Source organism: Arthrobacter crusticola (assembly GCF_004357995.1).
Classification (GTDB): Bacteria; Actinomycetota; Actinomycetes; order Actinomycetales; family Micrococcaceae; genus Arthrobacter_D; species Arthrobacter_D crusticola.
Window position 1 is genome coordinate 623,972 of record NZ_SMTK01000003.1, and the last position, 13,720, is coordinate 637,691.

15 protein-coding genes are annotated in these 13,720 nt (G+C 63.8%); 3 read left to right on the forward strand and 12 right to left on the reverse strand.

What is annotated here, in order from left to right; all coding sequences use genetic code 11:
- Positions 1-19: 19 nt before the first annotated feature.
- From E2F48_RS10765 to E2F48_RS10810, 10 genes are all read right to left on the reverse strand, one after another.
- On the reverse strand, positions 20-1,042 hold the full coding sequence (locus tag E2F48_RS10765) for a DUF808 domain-containing protein (protein WP_133403946.1): 1,023 nt from the start codon (positions 1,040-1,042) through the stop codon (positions 20-22).
- Positions 1,043-1,222: 180 nt separating this feature from the next.
- Positions 1,223-1,681, reverse strand: coding sequence for an Hpt domain-containing protein (locus E2F48_RS10770; RefSeq protein WP_133403947.1), 459 nt, complete (start codon positions 1,679-1,681; stop codon positions 1,223-1,225).
- 109 nt (positions 1,682-1,790) lie between these two features.
- Positions 1,791-2,669, reverse strand: a complete 879-nt coding sequence (locus E2F48_RS10775) for a type II secretion system F family protein (RefSeq protein WP_133403948.1) — start codon at positions 2,667-2,669, stop codon at positions 1,791-1,793.
- An 11-nt stretch (positions 2,670-2,680) separates the two neighbouring features.
- Positions 2,681-3,628 carry a type II secretion system F family protein gene (locus tag E2F48_RS10780; RefSeq protein WP_246018813.1) on the reverse strand — a complete coding sequence of 316 codons (948 nt, stop codon included), beginning with the start codon at positions 3,626-3,628 and terminating at the stop codon, positions 2,681-2,683.
- The gene (locus E2F48_RS10785; protein ID WP_133403949.1) at positions 3,625-5,094 is read right to left on the reverse strand and encodes a TadA family conjugal transfer-associated ATPase; all 1,470 of its coding nucleotides are present in this window, start codon (positions 5,092-5,094) and stop codon (positions 3,625-3,627) included. The genes E2F48_RS10780 and E2F48_RS10785 overlap by 4 nt, the downstream gene beginning before the upstream one ends.
- Positions 5,091-6,284 carry a CpaE/TadZ family protein gene (locus tag E2F48_RS10790; RefSeq protein ID WP_133403950.1) on the reverse strand — a complete coding sequence of 398 codons (1,194 nt, stop codon included), beginning with the start codon at positions 6,282-6,284 and terminating at the stop codon, positions 5,091-5,093. The genes E2F48_RS10785 and E2F48_RS10790 overlap by 4 nt, the downstream gene beginning before the upstream one ends.
- On the reverse strand, positions 6,281-6,979 hold the full coding sequence (gene cpaB / locus E2F48_RS10795) for a Flp pilus assembly protein CpaB (RefSeq protein ID WP_246018821.1): 699 nt from the start codon (positions 6,977-6,979) through the stop codon (positions 6,281-6,283). Before cpaB ends, E2F48_RS10790 begins: the two co-directional genes overlap by 4 nt.
- A 154-nt stretch (positions 6,980-7,133) precedes the next feature.
- Positions 7,134-8,204 (reverse strand): pilus assembly protein TadG-related protein, encoded by a 1,071-nt coding sequence (locus tag E2F48_RS10800; protein WP_133403952.1) that lies wholly within the window; start codon positions 8,202-8,204, stop codon positions 7,134-7,136.
- Entirely contained in the window at positions 8,192-8,584 is a 393-nt protein-coding gene (locus tag E2F48_RS10805) for a TadE/TadG family type IV pilus assembly protein (RefSeq protein ID WP_133403953.1), read from the reverse strand. Before E2F48_RS10805 ends, E2F48_RS10800 begins: the two co-directional genes overlap by 13 nt.
- 74 nt (positions 8,585-8,658) lie before the next feature.
- Positions 8,659-8,868: a Flp family type IVb pilin gene (locus E2F48_RS10810; RefSeq protein WP_133403954.1), complete on the reverse strand. Its 210-nt coding sequence runs from the start codon at positions 8,866-8,868 to the stop codon at positions 8,659-8,661.
- 500 nt (positions 8,869-9,368) lie between these two features.
- Between E2F48_RS10810 and rplM the strand changes: the two genes are divergently transcribed.
- The 3 genes from rplM (at position 9,369) to glmM (ending at position 11,841) form a co-directional block, all read left to right on the forward strand.
- The gene (gene rplM, locus E2F48_RS10815; protein WP_120164801.1) at positions 9,369-9,812 is read left to right on the forward strand and encodes a 50S ribosomal protein L13; all 444 of its coding nucleotides are present in this window, start codon (positions 9,369-9,371) and stop codon (positions 9,810-9,812) included.
- Positions 9,813-9,853: 41 nt separating this feature from the next.
- Positions 9,854-10,351, forward strand: a complete 498-nt coding sequence (rpsI, locus tag E2F48_RS10820) for a 30S ribosomal protein S9 (protein ID WP_133403955.1) — start codon at positions 9,854-9,856, stop codon at positions 10,349-10,351.
- A 125-nt stretch (positions 10,352-10,476) separates the two neighbouring features.
- Positions 10,477-11,841, forward strand: a complete 1,365-nt coding sequence (glmM, locus tag E2F48_RS10825) for a phosphoglucosamine mutase (protein ID WP_133403956.1) — start codon at positions 10,477-10,479, stop codon at positions 11,839-11,841.
- 54 nt (positions 11,842-11,895) lie between these two features.
- Here glmM and E2F48_RS10830 read toward each other — a convergent pair whose 3' ends face one another.
- Together E2F48_RS10830 and coaA are read right to left on the reverse strand one after the other, a co-directional pair.
- Positions 11,896-12,738: a M15 family metallopeptidase gene (locus tag E2F48_RS10830; protein WP_246018829.1), complete on the reverse strand. Its 843-nt coding sequence runs from the start codon at positions 12,736-12,738 to the stop codon at positions 11,896-11,898.
- Positions 12,735-13,712, reverse strand: coding sequence for a type I pantothenate kinase (gene coaA, locus E2F48_RS10835; protein ID WP_133403957.1), 978 nt, complete (start codon positions 13,710-13,712; stop codon positions 12,735-12,737). The genes E2F48_RS10830 and coaA overlap by 4 nt, the downstream gene beginning before the upstream one ends.
- Positions 13,713-13,720: the final 8 nt, after the last annotated feature.

Here is a 13,720-nt window from a genome sequence, read left to right on the forward strand (position 1 = left end):
GCCACCCGCCGGATGGGACCTAGGAGGCCGAATCGGCGTCGTGCTTGTCCGGCCGGTAACCGGAGAGGGCGGCGCGGACGTCGCCCTCTTCGTGCCCGCCCTTCTTCTTGCCGAACGGCAGCACCTTCATCAGCGGGTGCACGACCGCCATCACGACAAGGCCCCAGGCGAGTCCGAGGACGGCCGAGCACAGGGTGTTGACCAGCCAGACCAGGAAGCTGCCGACCACCGCGATTTCCGCGAACGGGTGCTCAAGGGCGTGGACCAAGTCGTACGGGGCGTGCCAGCCGAGGTCGTAGGCGCCCTGCAGCATGATGTGTCCGCCGACCCAGAGCATGGCGATCGTCCCGATGAAGGTGATCGCGGCCAGCACGGCGGGCATGCCCTTGACGAGCAGCTCGCCGATGCGCTTGGCGCCCGCGGAGTCCTTCTTGGTCAGGTGCAGGCCGATGTCGTCCATCTTGACGATGAGCCCGACGGCGCCGTACACGAGCACCGTGATCGCCAGCGCCACCACAACCAGGATGATCGCCCGCGCCCATATCGACTCATTGGCCACCTCATTCAGCGAGATGACCATGATTTCGCAGGAGAGGATGAAGTCTGTGGTGATGGCCCCCTTGGTGACCTTGGCCTCCGCCTCCGGGCCCCGTTCCACCACCGGCGATTCTTTGGCCTCGTGGTGCCCGCGGATCTTGTGCCAGACCTTTTCGGCACCCTCGTAGCACAGGTAGGTTCCGCCCAGCATGAGGATGAAGGGGATGACCGCCGGGATGAAGGTGCTGATCAGCAGCAGCGCCGGCAGGATGATCAACAGCTTGTTGCGCAGTGAGCCCCAGAAGATCCGCTTGATCATCGGCAGTTCGCGCGATGGATCCGACCCGGAGACGTACTGCGGGGTGACGGCGGCGTCGTCGATCACCACGCCGGCGGCCTTGGTCCCCGCCTTGGCGGCCCCCGCAGCGACGTCATCCACCGAGGCGGCCGCAATGCGGGCAATGGCTGCGACGTCGTCGAACAGGGCGAAGAGACCGCCGCTCACAGGTGGCCTCCGCACTGCTTGGAGGTGGACGGCTGGGCGGAGAGGCCACGGTTGAGGCGCGTGATCAGCATGCTTAGAGTATAAGGTGGCACGTGGCCTCCCGATCTACTTCCGCCCGTTTACGAAGCTGCGCCCGAGCGTGGCGGTTGCGGGAGCTGGAGGGGTTTCCGGCCGTCGCCGCTACAGGCAGCCGGTGGTGAGCAGGTAGGTGGTGCGCAGCTCCACGACGGTATCCCGTCCGCACCGCTCCAGTGCGGGCAGAGCGCCGATCGCCTCGCGGAGCTGGAAGCAGCGGAGGAAGCCTTCGATCCGGGAGGCCAGAGCCGACAGTCGGGGTGCGCCGACCATGGTGGAGACGGCCCGAAGGTTGACGACGGCCTCAAGGGCCGCTTTGGAATCCTCATCGGCCAGGGACGAGGTGAGGCGGTGGATGCGCTCGTCCCAGAACGCCACGTAATCGCTCACGAAGGCCCGGACGGTGGCAATATCCTCGAGCTCCTGCCCGAGCTCTTCCAAAACCGTGAGATCCAGCAGAGGTGCAGCGCCGGCATCGCCCGCATCGGGGCGACCGGCGGAGGTCTGCTCGGGGCGGGCAGCGCCTTGGCTGTCCTGGCTGGAATCGTACGGTGATGTTGCCACTCTCTAAGGCTACTTTCGAAGTCCATGGAAGAGTGTGTGGAAAGCCGATACTTCGCAAAAACTGCGGTATTACTGTGGTGCGAGATTCGTTGAACGGTCCGGCGCAGGATTATCCGAAAGTTCTCATGATGTTGATCGCGGCCGGGCCAAGCATGACGATAAACATCACCGGAAAGATGAAAAGGATCAGCGGGAAGAGAGTTTTGACAGGGAGCTTCATTGCCTTTTCCTCGGCGCGTTGGCGGCGCTTCACCCTTGATTGCTTTGCTTGGGTTTTCAGGACTGTTGAGATCCCGATCCCATATTTGTCCGCCTGCACTACGGCACGCACGAAGCTCTTGAGGTCATCGACCGTAGACCGCTCGGCCATGGATTGGTAGGCCTCGCGGCGGGGCCTTCCGACCTGAATATCCTGAAGCGTTCGGACAATTTCCTCCGCCAGAGGACCTTTGCCATTCTGTCCGGCCCGAGCCATGGCGGTTTCGAAACCGAGCCCCGCCTCCACCGAGATGAGCATCTGGTCCAGAGTGTCCGGCAGCTCCTGCTCGATGGCCTGCTGGCGCTTTACTGCCGAGTTGTAGATCAGCAGGTCAGGCATAAAGTAGAACAGCGCCGTGATAAAAAGCCCAAGAAGCACCATCTGCGCGCCCGCATTATTGCTGTACAGCAGAAGTCCAAGCGCCGCACCAGCGAGGCCGAGAGTTGGCTTGATGGCCAGTACCTTATCGAGGGGCATCGACCTGGGGCGCCCGGCGAAGGCGAGAAGCCCATCCAGCCTGGCGATGTAAGCGGTAGGTGTGGCCTTGCGAACTATGTCGATGAGAACTGGGGTAGGAGCCTGCGATTGCCCGTCGGGTCCGCCGATCCCATTCGAGAGATTCGCTTTGATCGCCATAGCCGCTGCGCGGTCGGTGGAAAACAAAGTCCAGACTAGATAGGACAGCGGAAAAACTATCAAGGCAATAGATGCCCAAACCGAGAAAGTCATTTATCGGTACCTCAAAATTTGATTTTGATCATGCGGCTCAGCCAGAAGCCGCCTATCGCGTACATGATCACACTTAAGGCAATCATGGCAATGCCTATAGGATGCTCGATAAGCACCACCATGTAAGTCGGGTTAATGAAGCGGAACAGCACCGCGATCGCTACGGGGAGGCCCATCAGGATGTAGGCGGACATAACTCCCTCTGCGCTGAGCGATCGAATCATTCCTTTGATCTCGCTTCGCTCTCGGATGGTTTCGGCCACATGTTCCAGGACCTCCGCAAGATCGCCTCCGACCTCGCGGTGGATCTGAATTGCCTGAGCGATCCACTCGAAGTCCTCGCTGGCCATCCGACGGGCGGCGTCTTCAATCGCCTGCTCTGCGTCCTTTCCAATCCGGGTTTCATTGATGATCCGGGCAAGTTCCTCGGACGTTGGGGAGTCTGCATCCACTGCTACCGCATCGATTGAGCGCATGACGCTGTGACCGGCGCGGAGTCCACCAATCAACGTCTGGATGGTGTCGGGCAGTTGGGAATCGAACTTCATCCTGCGCCTGTTGGTGCGTACATTGAGCAGAAATTTCGCAAGAAATGGAGTTGCGAGGGCTGAGAAGAGGCTTACCGCAGGGTGGATGAACACGCCCGTCACGACGCCGCTGACGACGGAAGCGGCGACAACAAAAACGGTGACCTCGGCAGGCGATGCCTTAATCCCCGCGTTATACAACGTTTCCTTGTTGAACAATCCGCCTTTTTCGCCGATGACGCCGTCTACGGCGGTGACAGTCGATTCAGTGACGCGGCTGAAGACCGAAAGCTCGGGGGCGGTAGACGGCCGGCGGCGGTGGAGGGGGATTGCGCTTTGACGGGGCTTCAGAACCACGACGAACACTAGGAACAGCGCAGCGGAACACATGCCGACTGCGGTGAAAAAGAGAACAGGGCTGTCCACGGTCATCGTCGCCCCATCGGGCCCGACGGCGTGGCAAATACATTTGGCGACACATGGATGCCCAGTTCCTCGAAGCGATCGAGGAACCGTGGCCGCACTCCCGTGGCGATAGGTTTACCCAGGAAACGGCCTTGCTGGTCCATGCCGGCCGAGTAGTCAAAGAGGAAAGCGTCCTGGAGGGTTACCACCTCTCCTTCCATCCCCTGAACTTCCGTGACATGCGTAACGCGACGGCTTCCATCCCGCATGCGGGTGAGCTGGATGATCAGATCGACGGCCGAGGCAATCTGCTCGCGGATGGCCCTCAGCGGGAGGTCCATTCCTGCCATCAATACGAGCGTCTCAAGCCGTGCAATGGCATCGCGGGGTGAGTTTGCGTGAACCGTCGACAATGACCCATCGTGTCCAGTGTTCATTGCTTGAAGCATGTCCAGCGATTCACCCCCGCGGACTTCACCGACGATGATGCGATCCGGCCTCATACGGAGTGAATTGCGCAGCAGTTCGCGGATGCCGATTGCACCTTTTCCCTCGATATTGGCCGGGCGGCTCTCGAGGCGGACGACATGCTGTTGCTGGAGCTGAAGCTCGACCGCATCCTCGATCGTGACAATCCGGTCGTTCTCGGGGATGAACGACGAGACAACGTTCAACATCGTGGTTTTTCCGGTGCCCGTGCCACCCGAGACAATGATGTTGAGGCGTGCCCGGACGCACGCGCTGAGGAGTTCGGCCATCTCCGGAGTCAGGGAACCCCACTGAATGAGATTCTGCACGGTGATGGGCACGTGGCTGAATTTTCGGATGGTGAGGGACGGCCCGTTCACCGCCAGGGGTGGAATGATTGCGTTGACGCGCGAGCCATCCTCGAGCCGAGCGTCCACGAGAGGTGACGATTCGTCGATCCTTCGCCCGACCTTGGAGACAATCCGCTCGATGACCTTTCGTAGATGGTCGTCGGAACTGAATTTGCCATCGGTCAGGGAGAGATGTCCGTTTCGCTCGACGTAAATCTGGTCGAACCGGTTCACCATGATCTCGGTGATGGATGGGTCTTCAAGCATCCGCTGAATGGGACCATAGCCCATCACCTCGTCCGCGATCTCCCGGATCAGGCGACGCCGTTCCTCCGGAGATAGCGGGACCTGTTCCTCATCGATGACGGCGGATAGTTCGTCACGGGCGGTGACCCGCAGCTCTTCTTCCGATACAGAAGAGTCGCTGAATCGGGACCCCATTCGAGCGAAGAGTGCCTCTGCTGCACGTGCTTTCAGCCCGGCCAATGCGTCCACAGTCGGTGCTACCGGTGGCGCCTTCAAGGATGAAAGTGGTGACGCTGGAGGCGCGGAAGGAGGCGTTACCGGCGGAACGAAGGCGGGAGCGTCGTCAACCTCTTCTGAGGGATCCGCCTTTTGGTTGGTCGGCTCTACGCCAACGCCGTGCACTGCCTTCATGCGCTCCGACAGCCTCATGACACGACCACCCGCCGATGCTGTTTGCGCTTTGATCCGTCCTGGGGGCGAAATCGATCAACGAGGTCCTGGAACCCCTTGGTTGCCGCGTCGCGGGCGGTGCCCTGAAGGACGGGAATGCCCCTATTGGTCGAGAAGGGCAGCGTGCGCGACCGAGGGACTACCACATCCACCGGCACGCCCAAGGTGGCCTCGACGTCCTGCACAGAGATCCCGCTTCTCCGGTCGGCGAAGTTGAGGACGACGTGCCGATCCCGTGGCAGGAGCTGAAGTTCGCGCAGGACGTCGAGACACTTATGCAGGCCACGCACGCTTGGGACGTCCATCCCGCACACCCAGACACCGTCGGTCGCCTGATCCAACGTTGCCAGGCAGTGCTCACCGAGTCCGGGAGCCGTGTCGACGACGACATACTGGAACTGGCTCGCGAGCTGTGCGAGCAGTCTCGTAACGTGCTCTGCCGTGATGTAGTCCGATTCGGCAGGCGTGCGCGGTGCGCACAGCGCGTAGACCCCGGCCGGATGCACTGTGAGAAACGCCTTGAGCACCATTGAGTCCTGGGCGGCCGGCCCGTGGACTGCTTCGGTAATGGAGTGCTCGGGTTCGAGCAATAGCCCGGTGGCGACATCACCGAACTGCAGATCGAGGTCAACGAGGACGACCCCCATTGGAGCGATCTTTCCCAACCCGATCGCAAGGTTCGTTGCCACAGTTGTCTTCCCAACGCCGCCTTTCGGAGACATGACCGCAATTACCCGGCCTTTGCCGTGGTCCGGCTCGGAGCCGAGGGACAGCCCGCGACGTCTGCTGCCTGCTGAGAGACAGCAGCGCTCAAGGAGCACCCGCAGGGCGTCTACTTCGATATCTGAGGCCACAACATCTCGGACTCCGGCACGCATTGCGGCCAGGACGAGGTCAGGGTTGGGGGGCGCTACGAGAACGAGACTCGTTTCAGGGAACTGAAGATCGAAGACAAGGGCAAGCTGCAGCGCGTCATCCGGGTTGATGCCCGGCCCGAGGATCAGGACCTCCGGAGGCACACCGCCCACCTGCTGCAGGATTCCGTCAGGGCCTGTGGATAGGACTTCGGGAGGGAGTGTCTGGAGGTCGCCGTGCATCACTCCGGTGATGGCCTGGCGGACGCGGCTCTCGAAGTCACGCACCGCTGTAACTGTGACGAATCGACTCATTTGAGGACCTCTGGGATGGTAATGATTGGCGGGTCAGCCTCTTCGGAGGTGTCGGTCTCCTTTGTCAACCAGATCGTGCCGAATTCGGCTCCGAAAATCACCCGACCGGCGTTCATGTCGTTCAGGGCGAAGGTGACAAAGGCTGAACCGTTGGGCATCGCCACGCCTTCACCATTCTGGGAGCCCTCGGTCTCAGGTGCCGCCTGCTGCACGGCAGTCACTAGGACATTCTGCAGACTTAGGTTGGTGTGCTGCTTGAACCCGGTCATCTCCGCGGGCAGCCGGTCGAAGACTGGAGCCTCCTCCTTGAGTTCACCGGAAACATACAAGCCCACGGAGTCACCGGCCTTCAGCCGGCCGGCCAGCATCCGCTCGGGCGCGAGCAGGATGGTCACCTCCTCAAGTCCTTGGGGGACGGGCACCGTGCCGGGCGAGAACTGTTCGGGAGCAACCAAGCGTGCGGCGAGTAGTTGTTCGCCCGGCATCAGGTCGGCAGCCGTGATTTTTCCATCCTGCCCCTCGAGTGTGTTCAGTGAATCTTTGGGCACAGCTGACTGCGGGAGCGCTTCTGCCTGCAGGAACGCGCTCAGCTCGCTGACCGGGGTTCCCGCGGGTACCTGTTCCTGCACCACGAGGACCTCAGTGGGCTCAACTCCCTGGAGCGCACGGGTATCAGCGCCCTTCACGTAGATCACTAGGAGGGCCGTGCCGACGACCGCTAGGAGAAGCGCAGCGACCCCTCCGATCAAGCGCGATTTCACTGTGTGCTGCTCCTTGTTTCGCTGATTACTCGTGCACTTGGTAATTCAATGTTGAGAGTGGCCTGACGCTCCCCGTGGTCATGTCTCCTCATCGCGAGAGCGAGACGATCGAGGTGCCGTAATTTTGCCCTCCTGGCGTCACCGTCATGCCCTCTTCGAGCGAGACGAAGCGGGTGAAAAACCCTTGGATACCGCGGCAAGCCCCCCCTTCGCAAGGTGGTGCGAGGGGATCGATAACCCTGAGATCGGACCCGCCGCTGAATTTGTATCCGGTGATCTGGAAGGCAGCGAACCCTCCTAGGGTGTAGGTGGCCCGGGATCCCGACAGCGTCGAGTTGGTGTAGATGGGTATAAGGACGGGCTCGCCCATGATCGTGGACAGGGTGGCTTCACAGCGGGCCCGAGGGAAGGAGACACCAGGATCGCTTCCCGCTTCACGGGTGCCGATGTTCACGCGGGCGGAGCAGCCGGTACCGTCCATGTCGAGCCAGCCGAATCCGCCGGGGATGTCCCCGTTTTCGCGCCCGCAGCCGGGAAAATCAGCGGTGTTGTTATACCGCAGCAGGATGTGGGTGGGGGTGGGGTCTCCCTCGAAGTTGCCGGTGGAGTTGAATTGGGCGAGTTGCGCTGGACTCAACGACCGCTGGAAGACGCACTGGCTTATTGTCCAAGGAAGCGTGGTGCCGCCGCTCGGGGCCCCCCAGACCGCCTCGGCTGACGCGGTGACTAGCGTTGACTCGATACCCAGCGCCCGAGCAAAAAACAACGAGAAGCGATTCTCTCCGGTGCCCGCATCCCGGGCATTCGTTTCGATGCGGACCCGCCCAGCCGTCGGGTCGACGGCCGAAGTAACTCCGGTCGAATCATCGTTGGCGTTGCGGTCGGCAAAAAACTGCCCAGTGGCGGCAGTGTTGCCGTCATCGCACGCGCCGGGCGTGCCGGCAGCACAGTCGCCGGCGATAGCCAACGCTGCGGCATCGGCGCCGCTCTGAAGCTGTGCTTTCTCCCAGTAGACGGCTCCGACGTCCACGGCGAGAGCGGCAACCCCCAAGAGTGCAATAAGCAGGACAGCGACCAGGATTGAGACCGCCCCGCCCTCTGAGTCAATGGACAATCCCGAGCCCCGCACTGATGAGCTGAACTTTGTTATCCGCCGCATCGCATAACCGCCTGGCCTTGGAGATCAATGGGAAACAGGCCCGGGCCAAGAAAACCGGACATCGATTCGAGCGTGACGGTTGTAGTGACCGTTATGTTGTCGCCTGGCGCGCAGTCGTCCACATCGGACTCAACGACCACGGGAAGGTCTTCAAGAACCGTCCCTCGAAGGGCCGCACCTTCGACATCAAGCCGCGGCGGCGGATCGTTCCAGTGGACCGCGCCATTGCGCGCACCTTCTCGAGCCGCGTGGGTGAGGGAGTTTTGAATGAAGAACACGCGGCCGTATTCAATCGACCCAATGAGGATCAGTAGGAGTAATGGCAGGACGAACGCCAACTCGACGGCGACTGCGCCGCGCTCACCATCCTGTCTTCTCATGCCCGCCCCTCGTTGCCCGATATGTCGACTAATGCAAACGGCTCCGGCGGCCCGAAGCCGCCGGAGCCGTTCAATTAGCCAGCATTGCCTTCCGGCGTGAAGTCGAGGTTGGTGAACAGGTCCCGGACCGTCTCGCCCAGAGTCAACGCGCCAACGGCGACGACGACGGCGATGAGGGCGACCATCAGGCCGTACTCCACCATGGTGGCGCCCTTTTCCTCGTTGGCGAGGCGGGCCTTGGCGGTGTGAAGGACAGTTGAGACCGTTGCGAAGAGTGCGAGCATGACTAACTCCTTGGAATTTCAGGACGAACCGTGGACGGATTGCCCGTGGCTGCGGCTGGCCCAGCGCCAGCTCTGATCACAAGCTAGCAACCGAATCCGTCCTTATAGTGGGATCTGTGCTGATCCTGTGGGAACCCTGATACTCCTGTGAATGTCCTGCATGTTTCCTGCGGGAAGGATGCGCCGAGGATGCGCAGAAGATGCGGTTGGGTCTGAAGAGACTGCGCTGGGAGGGCCGGCCGGCCGCTTTTGACCTGAGGCCCTGCCCCGCGCTAATCTTGGTAGTCGTTGTGCGTATCCCAACTCGATACGTCTGCGCCTTCCGGAGCGGTTCAGTTGCAGAACCACCTGGCCCGGGGGAGCAGCCGAGGTTTCCGGGATAACTGGTTGCATTTCAGCCCTCACCTGAAGTTCCGGTAACGCATGAATAAGCTGAGCTTGTGGACGCGGTTCGACCCGCGGGCGCAGGCGTCACCGAACAAGAAACGAAGGCCAACACCGTGCGTACGTACACCCCGAAGCCAGGCGACATCTCCCGCCAGTGGCACGTCATTGACGCCACTGACGTTGTCCTAGGCCGTCTTGCCAGCCAGACCGCAACACTGCTGCGCGGAAAGCACAAGCCGACCTTTGCACCCCATATGGATATGGGCGATTTCGTCATCATCATCAACGCCGACAAGGTTGCCCTCACCGGCGCCAAGCTCGAGCAGAAGCGCGCCTACCGCCACTCGGGTTTCCCGGGCGGCCTGAAGTCCACCAACTACGCCGAACTCCTGGAGAAGAACCCGGAGCGCGCGGTTGAGAAGGCCATCAGGGGCATGCTTCCCAAGAACTCCCTGGCTGCCCAGCAGCTGTCCAAACTGAAGGTCTACCGCGGTGCCGAGCACCCGCACGCTGCCCAGCAGCCCAAGGCCTTCGAAATCACCCAGGTCGCCCAGTAGTCCTGGCCACCACACACTAAGAAATTAATTCAAGGAGAACCGTGGCTCAGAACACTGAAGAGCTGAACGAACCGGCTGAGGAGCTCACCAGCTACACCTCAGAGTCAACCGACGCCAGCGAGACCCCCGTCCGGGAGCGCCCCGCGCTCACCGTCGGCGGCGGCGCTGTTGGACGACGCAAGGAAGCCATCGCCCGCGTCCGCCTCGTGCCCGGCACGGGCAAGTGGGTCGTCAACGGGCGCGAGCTCAGCGACTACTTCCCGAACAAGCTGCACCAGCAGGAAGTCAACGACCCGTTCAAGCTCCTCGAGCTTGACGGCGCCTACGACGTCATCGCCCGCATCCACGGCGGCGGCGCCTCCGGTCAGGCCGGCGCACTGCGCCTCGGCGTTGCCCGTGCGCTCAACGAGATTGACCGCGAGAACAACCGCCCGGCCCTGAAGAAGGCCGGCTTCCTGACCCGCGACGCCCGTGTCATCGAGCGCAAGAAGGCCGGTCTCAAGAAGGCCCGCAAGGCACCGCAGTACTCGAAGCGCTAGTCTTTTCCGCTTCGTTCCAAGCATCATCAGCGCCCGTCCGGCCTGCCGGGCGGGCGCTGCGCTTTAACCCAGCGTGGGCAAGCCTGCGGGCCGTTGCCACCGTTTCTCACCTAGGATGTACAGCGATGAGCAGATTATTTGGTACCGACGGCGTCCGTGGACTGGCCAATGGCCTGATCACGGCGGAACTCTCCCTGCAGCTTGCCCAGGCGGCTGCCGTGGTGCTCGGCCACAACGCGGTCGAAGGCGGGCGCAGGCCCACCGCGGTCATTGCCCGGGACCCCCGGATCAGCGGGGAGTTCATCGCCGCGGCCATTGAGGCGGGGCTCGCCAGCTCCGGCATCGACGTCTACGACGCCGGGGTGCTCCCCACGCCCGCCGCGGCCTTCCTCGTGGCCGACCTCGACGCCGACTTCGGTGTGATGATCTCCGCCTCGCACAACCCCGCACCCGATAACGGCATCAAGTTCCTCGCCCGAGGCGGGCAGAAGCTCGACGACGCCCTCGAGGAGGCCATCGAAGCGGAGCTCGCGAAGCCCCAGCCGCGGCCCGTAGGCGCCGACGTCGGACGGATCCGGCGCTTCGCCGACGCCGAGGACCGCTACGTCGTGCACCTTCTCCAGACCCTTCCGCACCGCCTCGACGGGCTCAAGGTGGTCCTCGACTGCGCCCACGGCGCGGCCAGCGGCTGCTCCCCGGAGGTCTTCTCCAACGCCGGTGCGGAAATCGTCGTCATCGGGGCCGACCCCGACGGCAACAACATCAACGACGGCTACGGTTCCACCCACATGGAACGCCTCCAGGCCGCCGTGCTCGAACACGGTGCGGACCTTGGCATCGCCCACGACGGCGACGCCGACCGCTGCCTCGCGGTCGACCACGAGGGCACCGTGGTGGACGGCGACCAGATCATGGCCGTGATGGCCATCGCCATGAATGACGCCGGCCGGCTGGTCGACAGCACCCTTGTGGCCACCGTGATGAGCAACCTGGGGCTGAAGCTGGCTCTGCGCGAGGCCGGTATCACCATCCGCGAGACCGGGGTGGGGGACCGGTACGTCCTCGAGGAGATGCGCGACGGCGGCTACAGCCTCGGTGGGGAACAGTCGGGCCACGTCATCTTCGCCGACTACGCCACCACCGGCGACGGCGTCCTGACCGGGCTCCAGCTTGCCGCTCAGGTCGCTGCCACCGGTCGGAGCCTCAAGGATCTCGCCGGGGTGATGACCAAGCTTCCGCAGGTGCTGACCAACGTCAAGGGCGTCGACCGGGCCGCCGTCAAGACCGACACCGGTGTTCAGCAGGCCGTCCGCGAGGCCCAGGAGGTGCTCGGCGAGACCGGCCGGGTGCTGCTGCGTCCCTCCGGCACCGAACCGGTGGTGCGGGTAATGGTAGAAGCCGCCGACATGGACACCGCTCAGCGCATCGCCGGGGAGCTGGCCGAGACGGTCCGCACCCGGCTTGCCCTCCAGCCGGCCCCCGCCGTCTAAGAGGGCCTCAGCACGGCGCCCGGCGCCGGGTGGTCAGCACCGGTCCGCCGGATGCTAATAGCCCGGCGCGGGCGGAAGGCCGAAATGCTCCTCGAGGGTCGCGGTGCCCGCCGCCTGCATCGCCCCGGCGATCTCCGGTCCCACGTAGCGGAAGTGCCAGGATTCGGCCGAGAACCCGGTGACCTCGTGGTGTCCCTGCGGGTAGCGCAGGATGAAGCCGTACCGGGCGGCATGCTTTGCGGTCCACCGGGCGGCTTCGGTGTCCCGGAAGCACAGCACCAGCGTGCAGGTGCCGTCGGTCTGGCCGATGTCGAAGGCCAGCCCGGTTTGGTGTTCGGAATGGCCCGCGCGCGCCGACACCTCGTCCGCCTGCGCCTTGTCTCCGTACTGGCCCACCCAGTGGTTATAGGTCGCCGCCTGCTCCTCGAATGAGCGGTACCCGCTGACCAGGGTGAGCCCCACGCCGTCGGCCGCCGCAGCCGCGAACATCTTCTCCACCGCCGCAGCCGCGTCGGGGCGCAGGCGCACCCGCTCGGCGGCCACGGTGCGCTCGACCCGAGGAACCACAAGCTTCGGCGGGACGAAGTCCTGCGGTGACAGCGGGCGGCGCTTGTTCACCACGACGCCGGGTGAGGCCGGGTCGGAATGCGCCTTGTCTGACTCAGCCTCGTCCGGATCGGCTTTGGCCGGTGCCGCGGAGGCGGCCTGCGTGCCCTCCTTCGCGGGCGCCGCTGCGGGGCTGCGCTGCGCGGGTGCCGGAAGTTCCGCCGCAGTTGAGGCCGGCGCCCCTGCGCCGGAGCCGTCGGGTCCTCCGGCGCAGCCGGTGAGGAGGGCGGCGAGGACGGCGGCCGCGGCCATCGGGCCGGCCCCTGCCCGCCGCTGACCGGGTGCCCTCACGTCTTCCGCAGCAGCATCCGCCGGATCGAATGATCGGCTTCCTTGGTGAGCACCAGCTGCGCCCTGCCGCGGGTGGGCAGGACGTTCATGATCAGGTTCGGTTCGTTGATGCGCTTCCAGATGCCCCGGGCGGTGGTGTGGGCTTCGTCATCCGTCAGGTCCGCGTAGCGGTGGAAATAGGACTCGGGGTTGGCGAACGCGCCGCTGCGCAGCGACTGGAACCGCTGGATGTACCACTCCTCGATGTACGAGGTCTTCGCGTCGACATAGATCGAGAAGTCGAAGAAGTCGCTCACCGCCAGCCCGGTGCGCCCGTCCGCCCGCGGCCGTGCCGGGGCCAGGACGTTGAGCCCCTCGACGATCAGCACGTCGGGGCGGCGGACCACGACCTCCCGGCCCGGGACGATGTCGTAGGAAAGGTGCGAGTACCAGGGAGCGCGGACTTCCTCGGCGCCGCTCTTGACCTCGCTGACGAAACGCAGCAGCCGGCGGCGGTCGTAGGACTCCGGGAAGCCCTTGCGCTGCATCAGGCCGCGGCGCTCGAGCTCGGCATTGGGGTAGAGGAAGCCGTCGGTAGTGACCAATTCCACATTGGGGGTGTCGGGCCAGCGCCGCAGCAGCTCCTGCAGCACCCGGGCCGTGGTGGACTTGCCCACCGCCACCGAGCCGGCCACCCCGATCACGAACGGGGTGCGGGTGGTCTTCTCCCCGAGAAAGGTGGTGGTTGCGGCATGCAGTTCCCCGGCGGCGGCCACGTACAGGTTCAACAGCCGTGACAAGGGAAGATACACCTCGCGGATCTCCTCAAGGCTGAGGACATCGCCCAGGCCGCGGAGCCGCTGGGCGTCCTCGACGGTGAGCGGGGACTGCAGCTCCATCGAGAGGCGCGACCACATCGGCCGGTCGAGCTCGACGAACGGGGTGAAGGTTTCGGCGCCGTTCGCCTGCTGGGTGCCGGGGCTTCGTTCGCTCACCCTTAGGA

What these genes read in the sequence shown, in the direction of transcription:
- E2F48_RS10810 (WP_133403954.1), bottom strand. Translation starts at nt 8,868, where the DNA reads ATGCTCGCACTCTTCGCAACGGTCTCAACTGTCCTTCACACCGCCAAG.
- E2F48_RS10805 (WP_133403953.1), bottom strand. Translation starts at nt 8,584, where the DNA reads ATGAGAAGACAGGATGGTGAGCGCGGCGCAGTCGCCGTCGAGTTGGCG.
- E2F48_RS10790 (WP_133403950.1), bottom strand. Translation starts at nt 6,284, where the DNA reads ATGAGTCGATTCGTCACAGTTACAGCGGTGCGTGACTTCGAGAGCCGC.
- E2F48_RS10775 (WP_133403948.1), bottom strand. Translation starts at nt 2,669, where the DNA reads ATGACTTTCTCGGTTTGGGCATCTATTGCCTTGATAGTTTTTCCGCTG.
- E2F48_RS10800 (WP_133403952.1), bottom strand. Translation starts at nt 8,204, where the DNA reads ATGCGGCGGATAACAAAGTTCAGCTCATCAGTGCGGGGCTCGGGATTG.
- E2F48_RS10780 (WP_246018813.1), bottom strand. Translation starts at nt 3,628, where the DNA reads ATGACCGTGGACAGCCCTGTTCTCTTTTTCACCGCAGTCGGCATGTGT.
- glmM (WP_133403956.1), top strand. Translation starts at nt 10,477, where the DNA reads ATGAGCAGATTATTTGGTACCGACGGCGTCCGTGGACTGGCCAATGGC.
- E2F48_RS10785 (WP_133403949.1), bottom strand. Translation starts at nt 5,094, where the DNA reads ATGAGGCTGTCGGAGCGCATGAAGGCAGTGCACGGCGTTGGCGTAGAG.